The organism is Mycobacterium decipiens, assembly GCF_963853665.1.
In the GTDB taxonomy this organism is placed as follows: Bacteria; Actinomycetota; Actinomycetes; order Mycobacteriales; family Mycobacteriaceae; genus Mycobacterium; species Mycobacterium decipiens.
In genome coordinates, this window is record NZ_OY970459.1 from 4,952,288 (window position 1) to 4,975,403 (window position 23,116).

Here is a 23,116-nt window from a genome sequence, read left to right on the forward strand (position 1 = left end):
CGGTCACCGCGCGGCGACTACGTCTCGGCCGGCCCCGCCCGCGCGGCCGCCGTCGCCACACCCGCGAACACGACCGCCACCTCGACCGTCACCACGACGTCGAGGTTCTCCACCCCGCAGTGCGCGTGGTCTACTCGCATCGCCCGGGCCACCAGCGCGGCGCGCGCGCAGGCCGACGCAGGTCCGGACGGTAGCCGGGCGGCGGCGGCCAGGGCGGCAAGATCAGCCGCAGCCTGCGCGCGGTGCCGGGCCACCACCACCGAGCCCAGGTAGGCGCCCGCGCCGGTGACCCACAGCAACACGGCGACCATCGCGGCGGCAACCACGGTGGCCGAACCGCACTCAGCGCGGTTCGGCCACCGCAATTGCCTTGGCCGCGATATCCAAGGTCGGCAACAGGTTTGAGTGCGCCACGACCGTGGCAACCACGAACTCGCCATCGCGGTCCACCCGTACCAGGGCCGCGGACGGCGCGATGCGGCGGGCGACCTCGGCCGCCGCACGCTCGTCACCGCGCGCGGCCAGTCGAGCGGCCTCACGTGCCGCGTCGATACAGCGCACCTGCATCGACACCGCGGTGATGCCCGCCAGGCACAGCACCAGTAGGAGCACCAGCGTGGCGATCGCCAACGCCGCCTCAACGGTGCTCGCGCCCGCACTCGACGCTAAGCCTTGGTGCGAAGCGCGCGACCGATGATGTGGTTGAGCGCCGACACGATGGAATCCCCGGTGACGACCGTGTAGAGGATCGCACCGAAGGCCGCCGCCGCAATGGTCCCGATGGCGTATTCCACGGTGGACATGCCGGATTCGTCGACCGCCAGCAATGTCATCCGCGCTACGAGGACGCGAAACATGTTGATCACCAATACATTCCTTTCTCATATCAGGCCCGACCGCAACACATCACCGGCCAGCCCGGCCACTACCGGGACAATGCCCAGGCACACGAACGCCGGCAAGAAGCACAGTCCCAGCGGCCCGGCGATCAGTACGCCGGCCCGCTCCGCAGCTGCGGCGGCCGCGTGCGCCGCGTCCTGACGAGACTGGATAGCCAGTTCGGCGACGCCATCGGCGAGCGCTGCGCCCGAGGCGGCCGACCGCCGCGCCAACCGCAGGAGTGCATCGGTCTGCGCGTCGACCATGCCCGCCGGCAGATCCGGCGGCGTCGACCAGGCGGTGTTGGGGTCGGCACCCAACGCCAGCAGGTCAGCGGCCCGGCGCAACACACGCGCCAGCCCGGGCGGCGCGAACGGGGCGGTCGCTGCCGCGGCCGTCGACACCGCCATGCCGGCAGCCAGACACACAGCCAGCACGTCGAGGCTGGATGCGACGGCTAGCGGATCCGAGACCCGCGCCGGCTCGGGCGGCGGCTCCCGGGCTGGCCGATACACGCGGGACGGCAACCCGGCACGCGCCCGTACCATCGACGGGCCGGCACCCACCCACAACGCCGCGGCCAGCAACACCGCCGCGGTGCTCATGCCTCGGCTCCGGCGCGCTGCGGTCCTCGCTCGCGGCTGCCTTCGGGGCTCACCGCACCGGCCGATCGGTAATCCGGTCCGACCACAGCAGCCCGCCGCAGGCCAGCGCTAGCCCGACCACCAGTAGCCATCCGCCCACGTGTCCGGCCAGCAGGAAGCTCAGCGGCCGCGCCCCGACCAGTTGCCCAAGCAGCATCCCGAGCAACGGCAGGGCCGCCAGTATGGCGGCGCTGGCGCGGGCGCCGGCCATCCCCGACGCCACCCGCGCCGAGAACCGTTGCCGTTCAGCGATATCACGCTGCGCAGCACGCATCAGAGTGGCAATCGCCAAGCCATGATCATGGGCCAGCTGCCAGCAGACCGCGAGCCGCTCCCAGTGTGCGGGAAGGGCAGACGATCGGGCCACGGCGCGCAGGCCGGCCGTCACGTCGGCGCCCAATCTTGCCCGCGCCGCCACCGCGCGCAAGGCGGCGGCAGCCGGGCCGCCGGTCTCGTCGGCAGCGACACTAAACGCGCATACCGGATGTCCGCCCGCGCGCAGCTCACCGACCAGCACGTCGAGCGCGGCTTCCAGCGCGTGCCCCTCGTGGGTGCGGCGCAGTTCGCGCCGGCGGCGACGGTGGCGCAGGCCGATCGTCGCGGCCAGCACCGCGACCGCCAAGACGGTCGGCAGCGGTAGGAACGTCGCGGCGGCAATCGCGACACAGCCGGCGGCGCAGGCAACCCGCCGCGCGCCGATCAGGAGCACCCGCCGGCGAGCGGGGCCGGCCGGGGTGAGGCGGCGCCGCGCCGACGCCGGCGACACCAGGAGCGCAAGCGACAACGCGAGGGCAGCGGGCGCAAGGCCGGTCATGCCGATTCCCGGCTTCTCAGCAAACCACGCAGGTCGGCTGCGTCGTTGCGCATTCCACGATCCGCGTGCCACGCCGTTACCGCCTGGACGCGCCCTTCGGTTTGCTGCAGCACGGCGATCTCGGCCAGCCGGCGCCGGCCGGCTGGGTCGCGTGCGACGTGCAGCAACACCTGGACCGCCGCACTGAGCTGGCTGTGCAGGGCAGCGCGGTCGAGGCCGCCGAGCGCTCCCAACGCTTCCATGCGCGCGGGGACCTCGCCCGGGTTGTTAGCGTGTACGGTGCCCGCGCCGCCCTCGTGGCCGGTGTTGAGCGCCGCCAACAGGTCCACCACTTCGGCTCCCCTGACTTCACCGACCACGATGCGGTCGGGCCGCATCCGCAGCGCCTGCCGGACGAGTTGACGCACGGTGACCTCACCGATTCCTTCGACGTTCGCACACCGCGCGACCAGCTTGACCAGATGCGGATGCCGGGGCGCCAGCTCGGCGGCATCCTCGACGCACACGATCCGCTCATTGGGCGAAACGGCGCCCAGCATCGCCGACAGCAGAGTTGTCTTTCCGGCACCGGTTCCACCGCACACCAGGAATGCCAGGCGGGCGGTGACAATGTCGGAAACCAGCGCAGCGGCCAGCGGGTCGATTGCGCCCGACGCCGTCAAGGCGGCCAGATCCTGAGTGGCGGGCCGTAGCACCCGCAACGACAGGCAGGTGCCTTCGGTCGCCACGGGCGGCAGCACCGCGTGCAGCCGCACCGCGAACCCTCCGGCGCCGATCCCGGTCAGCTGCCCGTCCACCCAGGGTTGCGCGTCGTCGAGCCGGCGACCCGCGGCCAACGCCAGCCGTTGCGCCAACCTTCGCACCGCTGACTCGTCGGCAAACCGAATCTGGCTGCGTCGCAAACCGTTTCCGTCGTCGACCCACACCGAGTCAGGCGCGGTGACCAGAACGTCGGTGGTGCCGTCTGCACACAGCAGCGGTTCGAGGATGCCGGCCCCGGTCAGTTCCGTCTGCAGCACCCGGAGATTGGCCAGCACCTCGGTGTCGCCGAGGATCCCCCCGGACTCGGCGCGGATCGCTGCGGCCACAACGTTGGGCCGCAGCGGGACGGATTCGGAGGCCAGCCGTTCGCGAACGCGTTCGATCAGGGAGCCGGTCATGCCGCCCTACCGTGTTGCCCTGACCCGGCACGTGGCAGCGCGCCAAGTACCCGTCGGGCAGCGCAGGCCAGCACGGATCGCCGTCGCACTCGAAGACCGCCGTGTTCCAGCTGGCCGGCCAGCCGCGGCTGCGCCTTCATGGCAGCCAGCAGCGGCACCCCGGCGACGTCAGCGACCTCCGCTGCCCGCAATCCCCCTGGCGCGGGTCCCCGCACGACCAGACCGAGGTTGGGGTTGATCGTGGCCAGCACCGGTGCGATCGTGGCGGTGGCCGCGCACCCCCGCACATCACATGTGCTGACCAGGACGACCAGATCGGCGGCATCCAGCGCGACATGGGTGGCATCGGTCAAACGACGGGGAAGATCGCAGACCACGGCGACTCCCCCACGGCGGCCGGCGTCGATGACGGCGTCCACCGGCCCGGCGTCCAACTCGTAGCCGCGCCGGGTGCCCGAGAGCACGCTGATCCCCCGGTGTCGCGGCAACGCCTCCCGCACGGCCGGCCAACTCAGCCGTCCGCCCTGCAAAGCAAGGTCGGGCCACCGCAGCCCGGGTGTGGTTTCGCCGCCCACCAACAGGTCGATACCGCCGCCCCACGGATCGAGATCCACCAGCAGCGCGTCGCTGGCGGCCTGCGCAAGGGCAACCGAGAACAACGACGCCCCAGCACCACCGCAGCCGCCGATGACCGCGACGACCTCGCCGCAGATCCTGTCGTCGCGTGCCGATTCGGCGGCTTCGGCGAGCTCGCGGACCAGTCCGGATTCCTGCTCGGGCATCCTCAGCACGTGCTGGGCCCCGACCGTGATGGCAGCCGCCCAGGTCGCCGTCGCGGGTTCGGTTCCGGTCAGCACGCTGACGTGGGCACGCCGCGGCAGCGCGAGCCGCCCGCAGCGGTCGGCCGCCGCGTCGTCAAGCACCACAGCCGCAGCCGCCGACCAGGTCTTTCTGCCCACCGGCTGCCGGCCGCCGACATGAACAACGCGAACGCCGACGGCCGCGGCGACTCGGTCCAGCTCGTCACGCAGCTCCGGATCGGTCAGCATCGCCAACACGCCGGCACCCGCCGAGCGGGTGCGAGAAGGGTCAGCCGGACGAGCAGGGGTCACCCACCCACCGTGCGGGTCCGATGGTGTGGGACACCAGTCCCAAAGACAGAATTGTGGACAGACCCGCAACTGCGCACAAACGCGGTGGCCGACCGCTGGGCCGGGGCGCGGAAAACACGATCCCCGCAACGCCCAGAAAGCCAGGCTAAGCGCCTGATTGGCGACGATTGTGGGCCCGGAAAAGGGACGACCCCCGCCAGGGGGGAGGAGGCGAGGGTCGTCGTGCATCAGCCCCGGGGGGTCGGACTGATACACCCTCGGCAGTAGCCGAGTACTGCTTACTATACACATGACAGTGCGCAATCACGCAAGTACCGGACGCAAGAGAGCGCAATAGAAAGTACAGCTTGAGCCGTGTAAATGCTGTCGCCGACTCGACAACCTCGGTAGTCAAGCGCCCATCGGGGAACAAGGTCGGGGCCCCTCCGATCGCCGACCTATGCTGGGTTGGTGACCGTCTCCGACTCGGCCGCCCAGCAGCAAACCCGCCCGCAAACACCGGGAACCACCGCTCCGCAGACCCGCACCGCGGCCTTCTTCGACCTAGACAAGACCATCATCGCCAAGTCCAGCACGCTGGCGTTCAGCAAACCCTTCTTCGCGCAGGGACTGCTCAACCGCCGCGCCGTGCTGAAGTCCAGCTATGCGCAGTTCATCTTTCTGCTGTCCGGCGCTGACCATGACCAGATGGACCGGATGCGCACCCACATGACCAACATGTGCACCGGTTGGGACGTCGCCCAGGTGCGGTCGATCGTCAATGAAACCCTGCACGACATCGTGACCCCACTGGTATTCGCGGAAGCCGCGGACCTCATCGCCGGCCACAAGCTGTGCGGCCGCGACGTGGTGGTGGTCTCGGCTTCGGGCGAGGAGATCGTCGGCCCGATCGCGCGCGCGTTGGGCGCGACCCATGCGATGGCGACCCGGATGATCGTCGAGGACGGCAAGTACACCGGCGAGGTCGCCTTCTACTGCTACGGCGAAGGCAAGGTACAAGCGATCCGTGAGCTGGCGGCCCGTGAGGGTTACCCGCTGGAACACTGCTACGCCTACTCCGACTCGATCACCGACCTGCCGATGCTCGAGGCGGTCGGACACCCCTCGGTAGTCAACCCTGATCGCGGCCTACGAAAGGAAGCCATCGAGCGCGGTTGGCCCGTGTTGTCGTTCTCCCGGCCGGTGTCGCTGCGTGACCGGATTCCGGCACCGTCCGGCGCCGCGATCGCCACGACCGTCGCGGTGGGAATCAGCGCGTTAGCCGCCGGAGCGGTCACCTATTCGCTACTGCGCCGCTTCGCGTTCTAACACGGCGGATTGCCGGCCGGCGGATGGGCGAACAGCAAACATCTTGCGCACGCAATCCAAAGCCGCCTCACAACTTTCGGTGGATTAGGCCTTGCTGTGTTAAGGGTCTAGTAGTACAAAGGAAGCACGGAAGCCTGGTGAGGCCAAGGTCGATCCGGAAGAGAAGGTTCGATCTCCCGATCTGGGCACCCAGCACGGTTCCCGGCACCCACGCGGAGTCATAGCCACGATAACGGCAGAAGTGTTGCGGGCCTGCGTAATTGCGAAGAGCGGACGGTATCGACGGCCCTTTGGGTGGGGTTGCAGCCGGAAAGCGTCGCAAGATCGCCGAGGCCACCCACGCAGCCCCAGAAATGCACGCTTGGTAACCGAGAACCGTGTTGGCGGGCGGCGATTCGAGTCCCTCGGGTCGCCGCCTGCTTTGTATTTCGGGGTCAGCATCGCGGTGCCATTCGATGCCTGCCGGCTACCGGCCTGGCTATCTGGCCGACAAGGACTCGGCAATCGACAAAGCCTCCCGCGCACCGGCCTGCATCGCACCGCAACACAGCAGCAGCCAGCCCGCCACTCCGTCAGGTGTGCCTGCGGCGAAACCGCGGGCAGCGTTGCGGTATTCGGCGGGTTGGCGCATCCAAATCACCTCGGGCACACCAAGCCCGTGCGGATCCAGTCCGGTTGCGATCGTCACCAGCCGCGACACCGCGCGAGCCACCACACCGTCGGCACAGTCAAACGGCCTCAGCGTTAAAAGCTCCCCGTGTGCGACCGCGGCGACCACCGGCGCCGATGCCCGCGTGGGGCGGGTGACCATGTCCGCGAGCAACTCCAAACGCGGCCCAACTTCGGCATCGCCCCGCGGACGCCCGAGCCGATCGGCATCGACCTGGTCGGCGGCCGCCAACATGTGCAGGCGGGCCAACGCCTGCAACGGTGCCCGCCGCCACACCCCGACCAACGGGCCCGCGCCGCCTTCCAGCTCTTGCGCCACCCGAAGCGCTCCCGCGAACACCGGATCGCTGAGGGCCGGGTTGTCCGACGTGGCCCGCCCCGGATCGTCCAGCCGCACCGGACCGCCGTCGAGCACCGAGGAAGCCCGCGCCGCCCGCAACGAGGCCTCGGCGGCGGTCACCGGCCAGCCCCGCAGGTTGGCCCGGTGCCGGTGCGCGCGACCCAGTGCGTCGCGGACGCGTTCGCTGGCAGCGGCAACGCCGGGGAGCTCCATCAGCGGAGCCAGCGGGTCAGCCGTCACAGGTTGCCAACCTAGCCGGGAGCTGACGGGGCATCGTTCGGGGCACCGGGAATCGCCTCCAGCAACTGGCGGGTGTACTCGTGGCGGGGCCGGGTGAACACCTCCTCGGTAGCGGCATGCTCCACCACCCGGCCGGCACGCATTACCAGGACGTCGTCGGCGATCTGCCGGATCACGGCCAGATCATGGCTGATGAACAAATATGTCAAGCCCAGGCCGGCCTGCAGATCGGCGAGCAGATCCAGGATCTGCGCCTGCACCAACACGTCGAGCGCCGACACCGCCTCGTCGCACACCAGCACCTCGGGCCGCAACGCCAACGCGCGGGCGATCGCGACCCGCTGCCGCTGACCACCCGACAGCTCACGGGGCAACCGGCCCAGTATCGACGACGGGAGCGCCACCTGGTCGACCAGCTCATGCACCGCCCGTTGCCGCTGCCTGCGGTCACCGACGCGATGGATGCGTAGCGGTTCCTCGATGGCGCGGAACACTGAGTACATGGGATCCAGGCTGCTGTACGGGTTCTGAAATACCGGCTGGACCCGACGACGAAAGGCGAACGCATCGCGCCGGCCCAGCTTGCCGCCGCCGGCGCACCGGACCGGGAGGCCGTCGAACACCACCGTGCCCGACGTCGGTTGCAGCAGCCCAAGCACCATCCGCGCCAACGTCGACTTGCCTGACCCGGATTCGCCGACGATCGCCAGGGTGCTTGCCCGGGGTAACCGGAATGACACCCCGTCAACGGCGCGATACTCCACCCGCCGCCATGGTGCACCGCGGGTCTCCCGGTAGATCTTGGTCAGTTCCGAGGCGACGAGAATGTCGTCAGCCTCGTTAGGAACCCGCGACCGGAACTCCCCCGGACCTCTGTTCCGCGCCGTCAGCGACGGAGCCGCGGCCACCAATCGCCGGGTGTATTCGTGCGCAGGGTCTTGCAGGATTGACCGCGCCGCACCGGATTCCACCACCACTCCGTCCCGGACGACGACGACGGACTCGGCCCGCTGCGCGGCCAGGGCCAGATCGTGGGTGATCAGCAGCAGCGCGGTACCTAGTTCGTCGGTGAGCTCCTGCAGATGGTCGAGCACTTGGCGCTGCACGGTAACGTCGAGTGCGGACGTCGGCTCATCGGCGATCAACAGCCGCGGCCTGCCCGCCAAGCCGATGGCGATCAATGCCCGCTGGCACATGCCGCCGGACAGCTGGTGCGGGTACCGTCCGGCTTGCTTCGTCGGGTCCGGCATGCCGGCCTCAGCGAGTAGCTCCACCGCCCGTCGTCGCGCGGCGCGGCCAGCGGTGTTGGTCCGCAACGCTTCTGCGATTTGAAAGCCGACCTTCCAGACCGGATTGAGGTTGGTCATCGGGTCCTGGGGAACATAGCCGATCTCTCGTCCCCTTATCGACCGCAGTTGTCTCGCATCGGCCGAGGTGATGTCGCGCCCGTCGAATACGATGCGTCCACTGGTAATTCGTCCTCCGGGCGGAAGTAGCCCGAGAATCGCGGCTGCGGTGGTGGATTTCCCCGATCCCGATTCACCCACGACAGCGACGGTTTGACCGCGTAGGACGGCCAGATCCACCCCACGCACGGCGGGAACGTCGGTGCCGAACGTGACCTGAAGTCCCTCGACCGACAACAGTGGCCCCGCTGCCAGCTCATCGCCACCGGTGCGGGCGCTCATGCCCGCCAGGCCCGTGAGGCCGGGTCCAACGCATCGCGCAGGGCGTCGCCCATCATCATGAACGCCAGTACCGTAATTGCCAGTGCGCCCGCGGGATAGAACAGGATGGGCGAGCCCGACCGTAGTCGGGTCTGCGCGACATTGATGTCGCCGCCCCAGGACACCACCGACGTCGGCAATCCAATGCCGAGGTAGGACAGCGTGGCCTCGGTAACGATGAAGATCCCCAGGGCGATGGTAGCCACCGCGATTACCGGGCCCATGGCGTTGGGCAGCGCGTGCCGCAGCAGGATCTGAAACCTATTCAGCCCCAATGCTTTAGCTGCAAGCACGTAATCGCTGGCGCGCACCTCGAGCACCGCACCGCGAGCGATCCTGGCCACTTGCGGCCAGCCGAACAAGGCCAGAATGGCGATCACAGTCCACACCGTGCGGTGATGCATCACCTGCATGAGCACGATGGCGGCCAACAGCAACGGCAGTCCGAAAAACACATCGGTGACGCGTGAAACCGTCGCATCCACCCAGCCTCCGTAAAAGCCGGCCAGTGCTCCCAACGCGCCGCCCACGACAAACACGGCCAGCGTTGCTCCCAGCCCGACGGCGACCGAGGCCCGCGCACCATAGACGGTGCGCGCGTAGATGTCGTGCCCCTGCAGGTCGGTACCAAACCAGTGCGCCGCCGACGGCGCAAGCAGGCTCTGGCTGGGATCGGCATAGGTTGGGTCGACTCCGGTAAACAACGCCGGAAGCGCCGCGACGACCAGGATGAACAGGATCATCGCCGCGGCGACGACAAACTTGGGACGCCGGCGCAACCCGCGCCATGCGTCGCGCCAAACGCTGTGTCGGGGCCCGATCCGCTCACCCATAGCGGATCCGCGGGTCCAGGGCCGCATACAGCAGATCCACCAACAGATTGGTGATCAGGTAGATCAGCACCAGCACCGTCACGATCGACACCACCGTCGGAGCCTCCTGACGTGTGACCGCTTGATATAGCACGCCGCCGACGCCGTGGATGTTGAAGATGCCTTCGGTCACAATCGCTCCGCCCATCAGCGCCCCCGCGTCCGCGCCGAGGAACGTCACCACCGGGATCAGCGAGTTGCGCAGAATGTGCACCGCCACCACCCGGGGCCGCGACAACCCTTTCGCGGTGGCGGTACGGACATAGTCGGCGTGTGCATTGGCGGCCACGGCCGAGCGGGTCAGTCGCACCACATAGGCGAATGACACCGCTCCCAACACGATCCCGGGCAGCAGCAGACGGGCGAAGGTGGCCCGTTCGCCCACCGTGACCGGGGCGATTCCGAGCTGGACCCCGAACAGGAACTGAGCCAGGAAACCCAGCACGAAGATGGGGATCGCGATGATGACGAGTCCGGTGACCAGCACCACCGCATCGAAGATGCCACCCTGGCGCAGGCCGGCGATCACGCCGAATCCGATTCCCAGCACTGCCTCCACCGCCAGCGCGATCAAGGCGAGCCTGATGGTGACCGGAAACGCGTGTGCCAGAACGGCACTAACCGGAAGGCCGGAATACGCACGACCCAAGTCACCATGCAGGATTCCACCAAGGTAGCGCAGGTACTGCAGGATGAACGGATCGTCGAGGTGGTAGCGCGAACGCAGCTGCGCGGCCACCGCGGGGGTCAAGGGGCGGTCGCCGGCCATCGCGGCCACCGGGTCACCCGGGAGCAGGAAGACCATGCCGTAGATCAGCAGCGTGGCACCGAGGAAAACCGGCACCATCACGGCGATCCGACGCGCGATATACCAACCCATGTCAGGCCTTGACGATGTTCTCGTAGTCGGGCAGACCGTTCCAGGCGACGGTGACGTTGCTGACCTGCGACGACCATCCGACCACGCTGATGTAGTCCCACAGCGGGACAACGGGCATGTCGTGAAACAGGATCCGCTGCGCATCATTGACCAGCGCATCGGATTCCCGCAGCGTGGGTGCGGCTTCGGCAGTAGCCAGCGCCGCGTCGAACTCCCGACTGGAGTACCCAACGTCGTTGGATCCGGCGCCGGTCGCGTACAGCGGAGCGAGGAACTCAATCATTGATGGGTAGTCACCCTGCCAACCGGCGCGAAACGCACTGTCGATGGTGCGGTTGGTGATCTGGGTGCGCAATCCGGCGAAGGTGGGCTGCGGAGCGCCCACCGCGTCGATACCCAGCACATTCTTGATGCTGTTGGCCACCGCGTCGACCCAGTCCCGATGGCCGCTGTCGGCGTTGTAGGCGATCGCGTATCGGCCGCTCCACGGCGAGATCGCGTTGGCTTGCGCCCAGAGTTTCCGGGCCCGTTCGGGGTTGAAGTCCAAGACCTCATTACCGGGTATGTTCGGGTCGAATCCCGGCAACGACCGGGCAGTGAAATCGCGTGCCGGACTGCGGGTTCCGACGAAGATATGCTGGCAGATTTGCGGGCGATTGATGGCGGCCGACAGGGCCAGCCGGCGTAGCCGGCCCTCCTCGCCGCCGAAATGCGGCAGCCGCAACGGGGTGTCAAGGGACTGGTTGACCGCCGCTGGCCCGCTGGTGGCGTTGTCACCCAGGTCACGCTTGTAGATCGGCAACGCGCTCGGCGGAATCGTGTCCAGGACATCGAGATTGCCGGACAGCAGGTCGGCGTATGCGGTGTCTAGATTCGCGTAGAACTCGAATCGCAGACCTTTGTTGCGAGGTTTCCGGTTGCCGTGGTAGCCCGGGTTGGGCACCAGGTCGATTTTGACATTGTGTTCCCAGGCCGGCCCGTCCGAATCGTCGGCAAGCTGGTACGGGCCATTGCCGATCGGGTTGCGGCCAAATGCCGCCATGTCCTGAAATGCCGCGTCCGGCAGCGGATAGAACGAGCTGTGGCCCAGTCGCAACGTGAAGTCGATGGTCGGCGCCTTGAGCCGCACGGTGAACTCGAGGTCGGTGACCACGCGCAACCCGGACATGGTGGTCCGCCTTCCGTCCCCCGGTGCGCCGGCTACCTCGTCGAACCCCTCGATCGGGCTGAAAAACTGCTGCTGCAGTTGGGCATTGGTGCTCGACGCCCCGTAGTTCCACGCGTTGACGAATGAATGGGCCGTCACCGGCGAGCCGTCGGTGAACTTCCAACCCGGTTTGAGGGTGATTCGGTAGTTGACGTTGTCGGTGGTCTCGATCGACTGGGCGACCTCCGGCGACGGCTTGCCGGTGGCGTCATAGGACATCAGGCCGGCGAACAGCCGGTCAAGGATGCGGCCGCCATTGCTGTCGTTGGTGCCCGTCGGGATCAGCGGGTTGGGCGGTTCGCCGCCGTTGACCAGCACCACATCGGGGCTCAGCACACCGCCGCCGCAAGCGGCCACCGGCGCGACGACCAGCACGGCGGCAGCCACCGGGGCAATCCAGGCCAGCGTGGTCCGCAACCGACGCACCATGACAGCGACCTTAGGGCGTGCGGCGGCGCCGGGTCCGGCAGCCCCGTGAGTAGTGAAGTGCCGCCCCGGACGCCAGACCCTCTTGCCCGGACGGCGAGCGCGACGACTGGATGTACGAGGTATTCGGTGACGCGTGGCAAGTCGACAAGGCTGTTGCCGGTCGATTGCGACCACACCCGGTGGCGCGGATGTACCACTTGCAGTGATCCGGCTCATAGACACATCAACACGCGGCTCCCATCCACAACCTAGAATCCCGCCAGTGACCGTGACATACCTCGCCGCGAATGGCGCCGCGTTTCAGGCGGGGTATCTGATCGCGGCGCTCGGCGTTCCGACACTGGGATGGGTCTTGCTGATCGTTGGCCTGAAGCAGCGCTCGAGCAGTCGTGATCAACCCGGTGTTCACCGGACCGATCCCCTCTCCCCGCCGCAAGGTGGATCGCCGGGTACCAGGCTCATCATCATCGGCCTGGTGCTGATGGCGTTGGGTGTGCTGGCGATCCTCGGTCGCCTGGCAACTGCCGGTTAGAAGACGTCTGAGGGGTCGCTGAGCACCGACTTCAGTGTGCGCACGGGCTTGGCTCCTGCAATATTGTCATTTGCGCTCATTATCGGCCTCTCTGCGGTAATAATCACCGTCGTGACCGCACCTCAAGTGCGCCCGCCACGACGCCGGGTTCACCGGGTAACCGCCGCCGCTGCCCTGGCCACAACGAGCTACGCCACCACCATGTTGGGCCCAGCCGCATGGGCCGCACCACCTGATACCAACGGCGAGCCGGCGCCATGCCGGGCGGATCGGATCGCCGTGACCGCGTCGTCGACTCAGGCCACCCCGGGCCACCGCGCACTGACCCTGAGGTTTGCCCTCGCCGGCGGCGCGGTGCCGTGCACGCTCACCGGCTATCCCTGGGTCGACTCGGGCGCTGGCGGGCCGCTCATTCATGCCGAGCCCACGCTGCGCGGGCACATGGGTGGCTTGCCGGCAGCCGTCGATGTGCCGCCCACTGTCACGCTGTCGCTATTGCAAGAGGCGCAGGCCATCGTGGAGGGCATGGCGATCGACGGCGGGGGCAACCAGTGCCCCGCCTACACCGAACTACTCGTCAGCCCGCCCGACACCACCGAGGTGTTCACCGTGCCGGCCACGATCGACGCCTGCCACCTGCAGGTGCACCCCATCACCCACATTGCGCCAGAACCCGTTGAGTACCAGTTCTCCTGACCGGGCAACCTCGCCCGTACGGGTCGCTTCGTCGCAGGGTTAGGCTCACACCCGTTGCCGGGTGGGAATCGATCGCCCTGACCATCGGGCAGCGGATGACAGAGGAGTAACGCCAGTGACCGCCACCGAGCCCGGGGTCCCGTCGTCGTACCCGCCGTCGGCGCAGTTCGCTCAGCAGGCGAACGCCCTCGCCGAGTTGTATCGCGAGGCCGAGGAGGACCGGCTGGCCTTTTGGGCCAAGCAGGCCCATCGGCTGTCCTGGGCGACACCGTTCACCGAGGTGCTGGACTGGTCGGATGCGCCGTACGCCAAGTGGTTCATCAATGGCACGCTCAACGTCGCCTATAACTGCGTGGATCGTCACGTCGAGGCCGGCCACGGGGATCGAGTGGCCATCCACTGGGAAGGAGAGCCGGTCGGTGACCGCCGGACCCTGACCTACTCCGATCTGCAGACCCAGGTGTGCAAGGCGGCCAACGCACTGACCGACCTCGGCCTGGTGGCCGGTGACCGCGTCGCCATCTACCTGCCGTTGATCCCTGAGGCCGTGATCGCCATGCTGGCCTGCGCCCGGCTCGGAGTCATGCACAGCGTCGTTTTCGGCGGCTTCACCGCCGCGGCCCTGCAGGCCAGGATCGCCGATGCCCAAGCCAAGCTGCTGATCACCGCGGACGGGCAGTTCCGGCGGGGCAAGCCGTCACCCCTCAAAGCGGCCGCCGACGAGGCCCTTACGGCGCTCCCCGACTGCCCCGTCGAACACGTTCTAGTGGTGCGGCGCACGGGAATTGAGGTGTCCTGGAACGACGACCGCGACCGTTGGTGGCACGACGTCGTCGACTCAGCCGCACCGGCACACACCCCGGAGCCCTTCGATTCCGAGCACCCGCTGTTCCTGCTGTACACGTCGGGCACCACCGGCAAGCCCAAGGGGATCGTGCACACCAGCGGCGGCTACCTCACCCAATGTTGCTACACGGCGCACACCATTTTCGACGTCAAGCCGCAGCATGACGTGTTTTGGTGCACCGCCGATATCGGCTGGGTCACCGGCCACACCTACGGCGTCTACGGTCCACTGTCCAATGGGATCACCGAGGTTCTCTACGAGGGCACCCCCGATTCGCCCGACCGACACCGGCACTTCCAGATCATCGAAAGATACAGGGTCACAATCTATTACACTGCCCCCACCCTTATCCGGACGTTCATGAAATGGGGCCGCGAGATCCCGGACAGCCACGATCTGTCCAGCCTGCGGCTGCTCGGGACGGTCGGCGAGCCGATCAACCCCGAGGCATGGCGCTGGTACCGCGACGTCATCGGCGGTGGACGCACCCCGATCGTGGATACCTGGTGGCAGACCGAGACCGGCTCCGCGATGATCTCGCCGCTACCCGGAGTCGCTGCGGCCAAACCCGGTTCGGCGATGACGCCGCTACCCGGGATCTCGGCCAAGATCGTCGACGACCACGGCGATCCGCTGCCGCCGGACACCGAGAGTGCCACGCACGTCACCGGGTACCTCGTCTTGGACCAGCCGTGGCCGTCGATGCTGCGCGGCATCTGGGGTGACCCCGCGCGATACTGGCACGCCTACTGGTCCAAGTTCGCCGACAAGGGCTACTACTTCGCCGGGGACGGCGCTCGGATCGACCCGGACGGCGCGATCTGGGTGCTGGGCCGCATCGACGACGTGATGAACGTGTCCGGGCACCGGATCTCCACCGCCGAAGTGGAATCCGCGCTCGTCGCCCACTCCGGGGTGGCCGAAGCTGCGGTGGTCGGGGTTACCGACGAGACCACCACCCAAGCCATCTGTGCGTTCGTCGTCCTATGCGCCAACTACGCCCCGCACGACGGCACCACAGAAGAGTTGCGCGCCCAAGTGGCTGGAGTGATCTCACCCATCGCACGGCCGCGCGAAGTTCATGTGGTGCCCGAACTACCCAAGACCCGCAGCGGAAAGATCATGCGCAGGCTGCTGCGCGATGTCGCCGAGAACCGTGAACTTGGCGACACGTCGACGCTGCTCGACCCCACCGTGTTCGACGCGATCCGGGCCGCCACGTGAGAGTGGCACCGTCAGCCGAGCCGATACGGCCGACCTAGGCCGGTACCGGGACGAATCCCGCGCCGGGCCGGTTCTTGGCGTCAATGTCGGCCAGGTCGGCGTTGAACGACATGACCACCGCCGGGGTGTGCAGTGGGATGTATTTGGTGATGCAACCCGGCAGATTCTCGCTGAAGGCGCCGTGGATCATCCCAACCAGCAGATTGTCGACGGTCACCGGCGCTCCGGAGTCGCCGGGTCCGCCGCAGACCTGCATCACAATGGTGCCCGGACTCTCGCCCGGCCCCCAAGTGACGCCACACGAATTGCCGGTCGAGCGGCCCTGCTTGCAAGCGATCTGGCCGAACGTCGGATCCGGGCCGATGCCATTGATCGCGAACCCGTTGAAGATGGCCATCGGTGTCACCTTGGCCGGATCGAACTTGATCACCGCATAGTCCAGGCTGTCGTTGCCGGCGACCATGATGCCCACCGGTCCCCTGTTTTCGGCACCCTCGGCGGCGACCTGCGCGCCCGGGCCGCCACAGTGCGCGGAGGTAAAGCCGATGAGGTCGCCGTTCCTGTCGTGGCCGATGGTGGTCAGGGTGCACATTGTGCCGCCGTTTACGACGATGCCCGCACCACCACCCAGCGGTACCTTGTCGTCGGCTGCCGCCGTTTTCACGGGAAGGCCCACCACGGCCAAGAGCACGGCCACGAATGCCGCGGCAAAGCGCCGGTGCGCCGTCTGCAAAGTAGTACTCCCGTCCAACCGTCGGACACCTCAGAACAGATGCGCCAGTCTAAATGATCGGAGGGCAACGTCGGCCGCAGTTCAAATGGCCTACGACGTCAATTCGTGGCAAACTCCGCCCCACGGTGGCGTTGGCTGGCCTCGTATGGCACCGCACCGCATGGCAACATGAACCGCGATGACAGCGAATCGCTCGGTGACGATGCGGGCCGGACGACGGCCCGAGGAGGAGCCGAGCAATCGAACCGCGCTCGGTGACGATGCGGGCCAGACGACGGCCCGAGGAGGAGCCGAGCAATCGAACCGGGCTCGGCGACGATGCGGGCCGGACGACGGCCCGTGGTGGGGGTCCCCCCGCGTGCCGGGGCGAGCCGAGAATTTGAATCGAGAGGACCGTCTGTGAGCAAGGTTGACCGCAAGAACGGTGTGCCCAGCACGCTGACCACGATTCCGTTGGCCGACCCGCACGCGGGACCTGCTGAGCCGTCGATCGGTGACCTGATCAAAGAGGCGACAACTCAAGTGTCGACGCTGGTCCGGGCCGAGGTCGAACTGGCCCGTGCCGAGATCACCCGCGACGTCAAGAAGGGCCTGACGGGCAGCGTTTTCTTCATCTCGGCGCTGGTGGTCGGGTTCTACTCCACCTTCTTCTTCTTTTTTTTCCTCGCCGAATTGCTCGACACCTGGATCTGGCGCTGGGTGGCTTTCTTGCTCGTCTTCGCGATCATGGTTGTGGTCACCGCCGTGCTAGCCGTGTTGGGTTTCCTGAAAGTCCACCGCATCCGGGGGCCGCGGCAAACCATCGAATCGGTCAAAGAGGCGCGCACCGCGCTCACCCCGGGCCACGACAAGACCCACGAGTCAGCGAAGCCCCTCACATCCGATAGCAAGGTGCCCGCCGATCCCTCGGGTTGGTAGATGGCAGCACCAGATCCGTCGATGACCCGAATCGCCGGGCCATGGCGTCATCGAGACGTGCACGCCAACGGCATCCGGTTCCATGTCGTCGAGGCGATGCCGTCGGGCCAGCCGGAAGGCCAGGATGGGCCCAGGCCCCCCATGGAGCCGGCGATGACGCTGCCGCTGGTCATCCTGCTACACGGTTTCGGTTCGTTCTGGTGGTCCTGGCGTCATCAGTTGTGCGGACTGACCGGGGCGCGGGTGGTCGCGGTCGACCTGCGCGGCTACGGCGGGAGCGACAAGCCGCCCCGCGGGTACGACGGCTGGACACTGGCCGGCGATACAGCCGGACTTATCCGTGCGCTCGGACACTCATCGGCGACGCTGGTCGGCCACGCCGACGGCGGATTGGCCTGCTGGACCACCGCGCTGCTGCATTCCCGGCTGGTACGCGCCATCGCCCTGATCAGCTCGCCGCACCCGGCGGCCCTACGGCGATCCACCCTGACGCGCCGCGATCAGGGGCGCGCACTGCTGCCCACATTGCTGCGCTACCAGCTGCCGATCTGGCCGGAGCGCCTGCTGACCCGGAACAACGCAGCGGAGATCGAGCGCCTGGTGCGCAGCCGTAGCTGCGCCAAATGGCTTGCATCCGAGGACTTCTCACAAACAGTCGGCCATCTTCGGCGGGCGATCCAGATCCCGGCGGCGGCCCATTCCGCCCTGGAATACCAGCGCTGGGCGGTGCGCAGCCAACTGCGCGACGAAGGCCGGCGATTCATGAGGGCGATGACACAACAACTTGGTATGCCGCTGCTGCACCTACGCGGCGACGATGACCCCTACGTGCTGGCCGACCCGGTCGAGCGCACCCAGCGCTATGCGCCGCACGGGCGGTACATATCCATTGCCGGCGCCGGACATTTCAGCCACGAAGAGGCGCCGGAGGAAATCAACCGACATCTGATGCGTTTCCTGGAACAGGTGCACCAGCTCAGCTGACGCAGGCCCCGGTGCCCACCGGTTGGGTGGCGCCGATCTTGGCAAGCTGGCCCGCCACCTCACCGGCCGTCAACGCGAAGCCGGTTTCGACGTCGTCGACGGCTGCGCCGAAAACCACACCGAGCACCTGACCGTTGAGATCGATCAGGGGTCCACCCGAATCACCTTGCTCCACATCGGCTCTGATGGTGTACACGTCGCGGGTAACCGGCTCCGGGTCCCGGTAGATGTCGGGGCCACTGAGCCTGATGGCCTCGCGAATCCTGGCCGGTGTAGCGGTGAAATTGCCGCCGCCGGGATAGCCCAGCACCACAACGTCGGCACCGGTTTTCGCCGGCTGGGGTGCGAAGATCAGCGGCGGCGGCGGCAAGTTCGGAACGGCCAGCAATGCGATGTCGACCGACGGGTCGTAGGACACCACCGTGGCCTCCAAGGGCTTGCCGCTGGCGTACACGGTCACGCTGTTGGATCCGGCCACCACGTGCGCGTTGGTCATCACCCGATCGGGCGAGATCACGAAGCCGGTGCCCTCCAACACTTTCTGACAACTTGGTGCCAGGCTGCGGATCTTGACGACGCTTGGCTCGGTGGCTGCCACCACCGGACTGTTGGCCAACGCCGGGTCTGGTGAGGCCACCGGAATGACCGGGGTGCGGCTGAACGGCTCCAAGACCGCGGGCAGCCCGGAGGTGTTCAGCAGCGCCGACAACCGCTTGGGCACCGTCTTCAGCCAGATGGGCGCCACCTCGTTGACCCGGGCAAGCACCCGCGAACCCCGCACCGCGGCGGCCAGCTCGGGCTGCTCTTTCGACTGTGTCAGTGGCGTCGCCAACAACCACGCCGCGGTGAGCACCACAACCAGCTGCACCCCTACCCCGATGACCGAGTCGATCAACCGGACTGGCCTGTTGCGGATCGCGCCGCGGACAGCGCGGCCCAGCACCACACCGGCGACCTCGCCGACCACGACCAACGCCAGGATCAGGAACAGCGCGGCAAAGAGTTTGGCCCGCGGTGCGCTGATGTGGGTGACGATATGCGGCGCCAACAGCACGCCGGCTACCGCGCCCAACAGCACACCGCCAAACGACAGCACTGAGCCCAGGGCCCCCGCACGCCAGCCGGAGATGGCTGCGATAAAAGCCACCGCCAAGACGGCGACATCCAGCCACTGCGACGGGTCCATCGAGTTCATCGCGGGTCACTCTCGTCGTCGACCAGCACCATTGCCTCGTCCAACTCGCGGATGTCGCTGGTGTCCCAGGGCTTAGCCCAGCCGGCGACATCGAGCACCGCAGAAATCACCTGACCAGTGAATCCCCAGACCAGCATCTGGTTCAACAGGAAGGCCGGCCCGGCCCAGCGGCGACCCATGGAGCCGCGGTACACCATGAGCCGGTTGGCGGGATTGATGAAAGCGCGCACCGGCACCCGCGCCACGATCGCCGTTTCGGACTCGTTGACGACGGCCACTGGTCCGGGATCCGGCGAGTACGCCAACACCGGGACGACATGGAAGCGGGACGGCGCGATGAACGTCCGCTCCAGGGTGGCAAGTGGGTTCAGCCTGGACACGTCGATCCCGGTTTCTTCGTTCGCCTCGCGCAGGGCGGTGGACACCGGCCCAGCGTCGGAGGGGTCGGCCACACCACCGGGGAAGGCCGCCTGACCGGCATGGTGGCGCAACGTCGAGGCCCGCACGGTCAGCAGCAGGTCGGCGTCGTCGGGGACACTACCGTCGGGCGGCCCCGACTCCGGACCAGAAAAGAGCACCAGAACAGCGGCCTCGCGGTGGTCACGGCGCGACGGCGCCATCGCTGAGAAAGCCCTGGCGGCGGTCACCATCGCCAGCACATCGGCCGGCAGCCGGCGCCGGTACGCATCGGGTATCTGACCGACGTTGTCAACCAGCGGACGCAGCCAGGACGGGCCGGCACCAGGCGTCAGGGCAATCGTCTCCCGCGAGCGGGTGGGGGTTGGGCCACCCGCCTGCGGGGCCGTAGCCCCAGCACCCATCGGCGCCTCCTTCGGGTCCAAAGTTGCCCAGCTCCTCCTCAGGCCGCTACCCGGCGCATCACCGTCGAACGGAGTCCACCTGCCCGCAGCGTTCCCGGGCCGGTTACGCGGCCCGCGTCGCAAACCGGACTCATCCCGCGTCGTTTCCGACCGCAGCCACGATCTCGTCGGCACTGCCGAAAGCCCGCGGCAGGGTTTGGGCAACGCTACCGTCCGGCCGTAGGACCACCGTCGCGGGCATCACATTCGCGACCCGCAGCGCCGCCGCCACCCTGCGGTTGCCATCCTGCAGCGTCGGCAGCCGAACGCCGAGATCGGCCAACCGAGACAACGCGGCCGCCTCATTCTTGTCTTGATGCACCGTCACCACCGTCACGGCGGACCCAACCCGGCGTTGATATTCGTCCATCGCGGGCAGTTCGGCCACACACTGCGCGCACCAATACGCCCAAAAATTGATGACCACCCGGCGTCCGGCCAGCGCGCGTGCGACGTCGACGGCCGAGCCGTCCCCCGCGCATTCGACCACAACACCGCGTAGCGCCCCGGGACCCGGGCCGTTACCCGCGGCGGGACAGGGCGGCAGGTCCGCGCGCTGTCGGGGCCCGGCCAATGCTTCCGGGGTTTGCGCGTCGCGATGTTCGCCCGGAATAAGCGTCTGGGTGGTCGCGTTCGAGGCGGAGTGTTCCCGCAGCTGGCTGACCAGCGCCGCCGTCAGCGCTGCCACCAGAACCAAAATCGCGATGGTCCAGCGGGTCCTGCCGGTCAGCGTCGTCATCGCGGTCTCATCGCGAGGTCCTTCCCAGACCCGGCATTACAGCCCGGCCAGGGCCAGCAGGTGCTCGGTCTCCGGGCCTTGGACCAGGGGCGCCGCGAGCAGCGGTTCAGTGGGACCAAGTCCAAAGGAGGGGCAGTCCTTGGCGAGCACACAGACACCACACGCCGGTTTACGGGCGTGGCATATCCGACGGCCGTGAAAGATCACTCGGTGGCTCAGCAGGGTCCACTCCTTGCGTTCGATCAATTCGCCGACCGCGTGCTCCACCTTGACCGGATCCTCTTCGGTGGTCCAGCGCCACCGCCGCACCAATCGTCCGAAATGAGTGTCCACGGTGATTCCGGGGGTACTGAAGGCGTTTCCGAGGATGACATTCGCGGTCTTGCGCCCGACTCCGGGCAGCGTGACCAACTCGTCCATGGTGGCCGGCACCTCACCGCCAAACCGCTCGACCAGGGCTTGCCCCAGGCCGATGAGAGAGGCCGCCTTGTTGCGGTAGAAACCAGTGGGGCGGATGAGGCTCTCCAGCTCGGCGCGCTCCGCCTGGGCGTAGTCCAGTGCTGTCCGGTACCGGGCGAACAAGGCTGGCGTCGTCAAATTCACCCGCTTGTCGGTGCTCTGCGCCGAAAGAATGGTGGCTACCGCCAGCTCGAGCGGCGATGTGAAGTCCAGCTCGCAGTATACGTGCGGAAACGCCTGCGCCAGTGCGCGATTCATCCGTCGCGCCCGTCGCACCAACCCGATCCGGGTTTCTGCAGACCAGCGCCGGGCCCCGCCGGTGCTGGGCGCTGCCGGCTTTGACCTAGAACGCCCGGACGACTTCGCCGCTGTCACCTACGACAGAGTACTGATTTCGTGATCTCACTGAGACCTAAGCCATGTTTACTCTCCTTGTGTCATGGTTGCTCGTGGCCTGCGTTCCCGGGTTGTTGATGTTGGCGACCCTCGGGTTGGGGCGGCTGGAAAAGACTCTTGCCCACGACGCCGTCACGGCGACCGATGTCGCCGAGTTTCTCGAGCAGGCCGAGGCCGTGGACGTGCGTACGCTGGCCCGGGACGGAATGCCGGAGGCGCTGGAATACCTGCATCGACGGCAAGCCCAGCGGCTCACTGATCCGCCGTTTCCCGGCTCCGGCGCCGGGACGCACGACGCCGAGCGGTTGTTTGCCACCGACCACGCTGGTCCCGCCGAGCCGGGCTTACCGACTCGAGCACACAGGCACGCTCGATCCAATCCGCAGTTTAGGACGACCCGACACATAAATCGTGTGTAGCGTTGGCACGGCGAACCGACTGGCCTACCTCTAGACTCTTCTCGTTGGCAAGCGGTTAGTCTGCCCGTATCACTTCGTCGGAAAGTTTGAAGAGGCAACGTGGACGAGATCCTGGCAAGAGCAGGAATCTTCCAAGGGGTTGAGCCCAGCGCAATCGCCGCACTGACCAAGCAACTGCAGCCCGTCGATTTCCCCCGCGGACATACGGTTTTCGCGGAAGGGGAGCCGGGCGATCGGCTGTACATCATCATTGCCGGGAAGGTCAAGATCGGTCGCCGCTCACCCGACGGCCGGGAGAACCTGCTGACCATCATGGGCCCGTCAGACATGTTCGGCGAGTTGTCGATCTTCGACCCGGGGCCACGGACATCCAGCGCTACCACGATCACCGAGGTGCGAGCGGTGTCGATGGACCGCGACGCGCTGCGGGCATGGATCGCCGATCGTCCCGAGATCGCCGAGCAGCTGCTGCGGGTGTTGGCGCGCAGGCTGCGTCGCACCAACAACAATCTGGCCGACCTCATCTTCACTGACGTGCCCGGCCGGGTGGCCAAGCAGCTGTTGCAGCTCGCCCAGCGCTTCGGGACCCAGGAAGGTGGCGCAATGCGGGTCACCCATGATCTGACGCAGGAGGAAATCGCCCAGCTGGTCGGGGCTTCCCGCGAAACGGTGAACAAGGCGCTGGCTGATTTCGCTCACCGCGGCTGGATCCGCCTTGAGGGCAAGAGCGTGCTGATCTCTGATTCCGAACGACTGGCGCGCCGAGCGAGGTAAGCGCGCGGGCAGCGCGGGCGCAACCGAGCGAGCATCCTACCCCGAGCGAGGTAAGCGCG

24 protein-coding genes and 1 pseudogene are annotated in these 23,116 nt (G+C 67.5%); 8 read left to right on the forward strand and 17 right to left on the reverse strand.

What is annotated here, in order from left to right:
- Window positions 1–17: 17 nt before the first annotated feature.
- The 7 genes and pseudogenes from AADZ55_RS21815 to ssd form a co-directional block, all read right to left on the reverse strand.
- On the reverse strand, window positions 18–311 hold the full coding sequence (locus tag AADZ55_RS21815) for an Rv3654c family TadE-like protein (RefSeq protein WP_423202339.1): 294 nt from the start codon (window positions 309–311) through the stop codon (window positions 18–20).
- Window positions 278–630: pseudogene (locus tag AADZ55_RS21820) on the reverse strand (TadE family type IV pilus minor pilin); the annotation flags it as partial. The pseudogene AADZ55_RS21820 and the gene AADZ55_RS21815, both read right to left, overlap by 34 nt.
- A 35-nt stretch (window positions 631–665) precedes the next feature.
- The gene (locus AADZ55_RS21825; protein WP_085325573.1) at window positions 666–857 is read right to left on the reverse strand and encodes a DUF4244 domain-containing protein; all 192 of its coding nucleotides are present in this window, start codon (window positions 855–857) and stop codon (window positions 666–668) included.
- A 24-nt stretch (window positions 858–881) separates the two neighbouring features.
- Window positions 882–1,484 (reverse strand): type II secretion system F family protein, encoded by a 603-nt coding sequence (locus AADZ55_RS21830; protein WP_085325574.1) that lies wholly within the window; start codon window positions 1,482–1,484, stop codon window positions 882–884.
- Window positions 1,485–1,533: 49 nt separating this feature from the next.
- The gene (locus AADZ55_RS21835; protein WP_085325575.1) at window positions 1,534–2,337 is read right to left on the reverse strand and encodes a type II secretion system F family protein; all 804 of its coding nucleotides are present in this window, start codon (window positions 2,335–2,337) and stop codon (window positions 1,534–1,536) included.
- Window positions 2,334–3,497 carry a TadA family conjugal transfer-associated ATPase gene (locus tag AADZ55_RS21840; RefSeq protein ID WP_085325576.1) on the reverse strand — a complete coding sequence of 388 codons (1,164 nt, stop codon included), beginning with the start codon at window positions 3,495–3,497 and terminating at the stop codon, window positions 2,334–2,336. The genes AADZ55_RS21835 and AADZ55_RS21840 overlap by 4 nt, the downstream gene beginning before the upstream one ends.
- Window positions 3,494–4,546 (reverse strand): septum site-determining protein Ssd, encoded by a 1,053-nt coding sequence (gene ssd / locus AADZ55_RS21845; RefSeq protein ID WP_085325644.1) that lies wholly within the window; start codon window positions 4,544–4,546, stop codon window positions 3,494–3,496. Before ssd ends, AADZ55_RS21840 begins: the two co-directional genes overlap by 4 nt.
- 513 nt (window positions 4,547–5,059) lie before the next feature.
- Here ssd and AADZ55_RS21850 point away from each other — a divergent pair.
- Entirely contained in the window at window positions 5,060–5,917 is an 858-nt protein-coding gene (locus AADZ55_RS21850; RefSeq protein ID WP_085325577.1) for an HAD-IB family hydrolase, read from the forward strand.
- Window positions 5,918–6,395: 478 nt separating this feature from the next.
- Here AADZ55_RS21850 and AADZ55_RS21855 read toward each other — a convergent pair whose 3' ends face one another.
- From AADZ55_RS21855 to AADZ55_RS21875, 5 genes are read right to left on the reverse strand one after another with little or no spacing between them, the layout of a single operon-like run.
- Window positions 6,396–7,166 carry an oxidoreductase gene (locus AADZ55_RS21855; protein ID WP_085325578.1) on the reverse strand — a complete coding sequence of 257 codons (771 nt, stop codon included), beginning with the start codon at window positions 7,164–7,166 and terminating at the stop codon, window positions 6,396–6,398.
- A gap of 11 nt (window positions 7,167–7,177) precedes the next feature.
- Window positions 7,178–8,854 (reverse strand): dipeptide ABC transporter ATP-binding protein, encoded by a 1,677-nt coding sequence (locus tag AADZ55_RS21860; protein ID WP_085325579.1) that lies wholly within the window; start codon window positions 8,852–8,854, stop codon window positions 7,178–7,180.
- On the reverse strand, window positions 8,851–9,726 hold the full coding sequence (locus tag AADZ55_RS21865) for an ABC transporter permease (protein ID WP_085325580.1): 876 nt from the start codon (window positions 9,724–9,726) through the stop codon (window positions 8,851–8,853). The genes AADZ55_RS21860 and AADZ55_RS21865 overlap by 4 nt, the downstream gene beginning before the upstream one ends.
- Complete coding sequence (locus AADZ55_RS21870) at window positions 9,719–10,645, reverse strand: ABC transporter permease (protein WP_085325581.1); 927 nt, start codon at window positions 10,643–10,645, stop codon at window positions 9,719–9,721. Before AADZ55_RS21870 ends, AADZ55_RS21865 begins: the two co-directional genes overlap by 8 nt.
- A 1-nt stretch (window position 10,646) precedes the next feature.
- The gene (locus tag AADZ55_RS21875; protein WP_085325582.1) at window positions 10,647–12,281 is read right to left on the reverse strand and encodes a peptide ABC transporter substrate-binding protein; all 1,635 of its coding nucleotides are present in this window, start codon (window positions 12,279–12,281) and stop codon (window positions 10,647–10,649) included.
- A 262-nt stretch (window positions 12,282–12,543) separates the two neighbouring features.
- Between AADZ55_RS21875 and AADZ55_RS21880 the strand changes: the two genes are divergently transcribed.
- The 3 genes from AADZ55_RS21880 to acs all read left to right on the forward strand — a co-directional run bounded on the left by AADZ55_RS21880 (window position 12,544) and on the right by acs (window position 15,580).
- Window positions 12,544–12,813, forward strand: coding sequence for a hypothetical protein (locus AADZ55_RS21880; protein ID WP_085325583.1), 270 nt, complete (start codon window positions 12,544–12,546; stop codon window positions 12,811–12,813).
- 111 nt (window positions 12,814–12,924) lie between these two features.
- A complete protein-coding gene (locus tag AADZ55_RS21885; protein ID WP_242670175.1) occupies window positions 12,925–13,509 on the forward strand; it encodes a DUF4232 domain-containing protein in 585 nt (194 codons plus the stop codon).
- Between the two features lie 115 nt (window positions 13,510–13,624).
- A complete protein-coding gene (acs, locus tag AADZ55_RS21890) occupies window positions 13,625–15,580 on the forward strand; it encodes an acetate--CoA ligase (protein ID WP_085325584.1) in 1,956 nt (651 codons plus the stop codon).
- Window positions 15,581–15,614: 34 nt separating this feature from the next.
- On the opposite strand, the gene AADZ55_RS21895 is transcribed toward acs, so the two are convergent.
- Window positions 15,615–16,313, reverse strand: a complete 699-nt coding sequence (locus AADZ55_RS21895) for a peptidase (RefSeq protein ID WP_085325585.1) — start codon at window positions 16,311–16,313, stop codon at window positions 15,615–15,617.
- A 399-nt stretch (window positions 16,314–16,712) separates the two neighbouring features.
- Here AADZ55_RS21895 and AADZ55_RS21900 point away from each other — a divergent pair, with 399 nt between their 5' ends.
- Both AADZ55_RS21900 and AADZ55_RS21905 read left to right on the forward strand, forming a co-directional pair.
- Window positions 16,713–17,231: a phage holin family protein gene (locus tag AADZ55_RS21900; RefSeq protein ID WP_085325586.1), complete on the forward strand. Its 519-nt coding sequence runs from the start codon at window positions 16,713–16,715 to the stop codon at window positions 17,229–17,231.
- Complete coding sequence (locus tag AADZ55_RS21905) at window positions 17,232–18,215, forward strand: alpha/beta fold hydrolase (protein ID WP_085325587.1); 984 nt, start codon at window positions 17,232–17,234, stop codon at window positions 18,213–18,215.
- Here AADZ55_RS21905 and marP read toward each other — a convergent pair.
- From marP to nth, 4 genes are all read right to left on the reverse strand, one after another.
- Window positions 18,208–19,401 carry an acid resistance serine protease MarP gene (gene marP / locus AADZ55_RS21910; protein WP_085325646.1) on the reverse strand — a complete coding sequence of 398 codons (1,194 nt, stop codon included), beginning with the start codon at window positions 19,399–19,401 and terminating at the stop codon, window positions 18,208–18,210. The genes AADZ55_RS21905 and marP overlap by 8 nt on opposite strands.
- A 5-nt stretch (window positions 19,402–19,406) precedes the next feature.
- Window positions 19,407–20,231, reverse strand: coding sequence for an NUDIX hydrolase (locus tag AADZ55_RS21915; protein ID WP_085325588.1), 825 nt, complete (start codon window positions 20,229–20,231; stop codon window positions 19,407–19,409).
- A 130-nt stretch (window positions 20,232–20,361) separates the two neighbouring features.
- The gene (locus AADZ55_RS21920; RefSeq protein ID WP_085325589.1) at window positions 20,362–21,009 is read right to left on the reverse strand and encodes a TlpA family protein disulfide reductase; all 648 of its coding nucleotides are present in this window, start codon (window positions 21,007–21,009) and stop codon (window positions 20,362–20,364) included.
- Window positions 21,010–21,045: 36 nt separating this feature from the next.
- Window positions 21,046–21,726: an endonuclease III gene (gene nth / locus AADZ55_RS21925; RefSeq protein WP_085325590.1), complete on the reverse strand. Its 681-nt coding sequence runs from the start codon at window positions 21,724–21,726 to the stop codon at window positions 21,046–21,048.
- Between the two features lie 161 nt (window positions 21,727–21,887).
- Between nth and AADZ55_RS21930 the strand changes: the two genes are divergently transcribed.
- Together AADZ55_RS21930 and crp are read left to right on the forward strand one after the other, a co-directional pair.
- Window positions 21,888–22,283, forward strand: a complete 396-nt coding sequence (locus AADZ55_RS21930) for a hypothetical protein (protein WP_085325591.1) — start codon at window positions 21,888–21,890, stop codon at window positions 22,281–22,283.
- A 99-nt stretch (window positions 22,284–22,382) separates the two neighbouring features.
- Window positions 22,383–23,057, forward strand: a complete 675-nt coding sequence (gene crp, locus AADZ55_RS21935) for a cAMP-activated global transcriptional regulator CRP (protein WP_085325592.1) — start codon at window positions 22,383–22,385, stop codon at window positions 23,055–23,057.
- Window positions 23,058–23,116: the final 59 nt, after the last annotated feature.

Coding starts and splice junctions, on each gene's coding strand:
- AADZ55_RS21815 (WP_423202339.1), bottom strand. CDS start 311: ATGGTCGCCGTGTTGCTGTGGGTCACCGGCGCGGGCGCCTACCTGGGC.
- AADZ55_RS21825 (WP_085325573.1), bottom strand. CDS start 857: ATGTTTCGCGTCCTCGTAGCGCGGATGACATTGCTGGCGGTCGACGAA.
- AADZ55_RS21830 (WP_085325574.1), bottom strand. CDS start 1,484: ATGAGCACCGCGGCGGTGTTGCTGGCCGCGGCGTTGTGGGTGGGTGCC.
- AADZ55_RS21835 (WP_085325575.1), bottom strand. CDS start 2,337: ATGACCGGCCTTGCGCCCGCTGCCCTCGCGTTGTCGCTTGCGCTCCTG.
- AADZ55_RS21840 (WP_085325576.1), bottom strand. CDS start 3,497: ATGACCGGCTCCCTGATCGAACGCGTTCGCGAACGGCTGGCCTCCGAA.
- ssd (WP_085325644.1), bottom strand. CDS start 4,546: ATGCTGACCGATCCGGAGCTGCGTGACGAGCTGGACCGAGTCGCCGCG.
- AADZ55_RS21860 (WP_085325579.1), bottom strand. CDS start 8,854: ATGAGCGCCCGCACCGGTGGCGATGAGCTGGCAGCGGGGCCACTGTTG.
- AADZ55_RS21865 (WP_085325580.1), bottom strand. CDS start 9,726: ATGGGTGAGCGGATCGGGCCCCGACACAGCGTTTGGCGCGACGCATGG.
- AADZ55_RS21870 (WP_085325581.1), bottom strand. CDS start 10,645: ATGGGTTGGTATATCGCGCGTCGGATCGCCGTGATGGTGCCGGTTTTC.
- AADZ55_RS21875 (WP_085325582.1), bottom strand. CDS start 12,281: ATGGTGCGTCGGTTGCGGACCACGCTGGCCTGGATTGCCCCGGTGGCT.
- AADZ55_RS21905 (WP_085325587.1), top strand. CDS start 17,232: ATGGCAGCACCAGATCCGTCGATGACCCGAATCGCCGGGCCATGGCGT.
- marP (WP_085325646.1), bottom strand. CDS start 19,401: ATGGACCCGTCGCAGTGGCTGGATGTCGCCGTCTTGGCGGTGGCTTTT.
- AADZ55_RS21915 (WP_085325588.1), bottom strand. CDS start 20,231: ATGGGTGCTGGGGCTACGGCCCCGCAGGCGGGTGGCCCAACCCCCACC.
- AADZ55_RS21920 (WP_085325589.1), bottom strand. CDS start 21,009: ATGACGACGCTGACCGGCAGGACCCGCTGGACCATCGCGATTTTGGTT.
- nth (WP_085325590.1), bottom strand. CDS start 21,726: ATGAATCGCGCACTGGCGCAGGCGTTTCCGCACGTATACTGCGAGCTG.
- AADZ55_RS21930 (WP_085325591.1), top strand. CDS start 21,888: ATGTTTACTCTCCTTGTGTCATGGTTGCTCGTGGCCTGCGTTCCCGGG.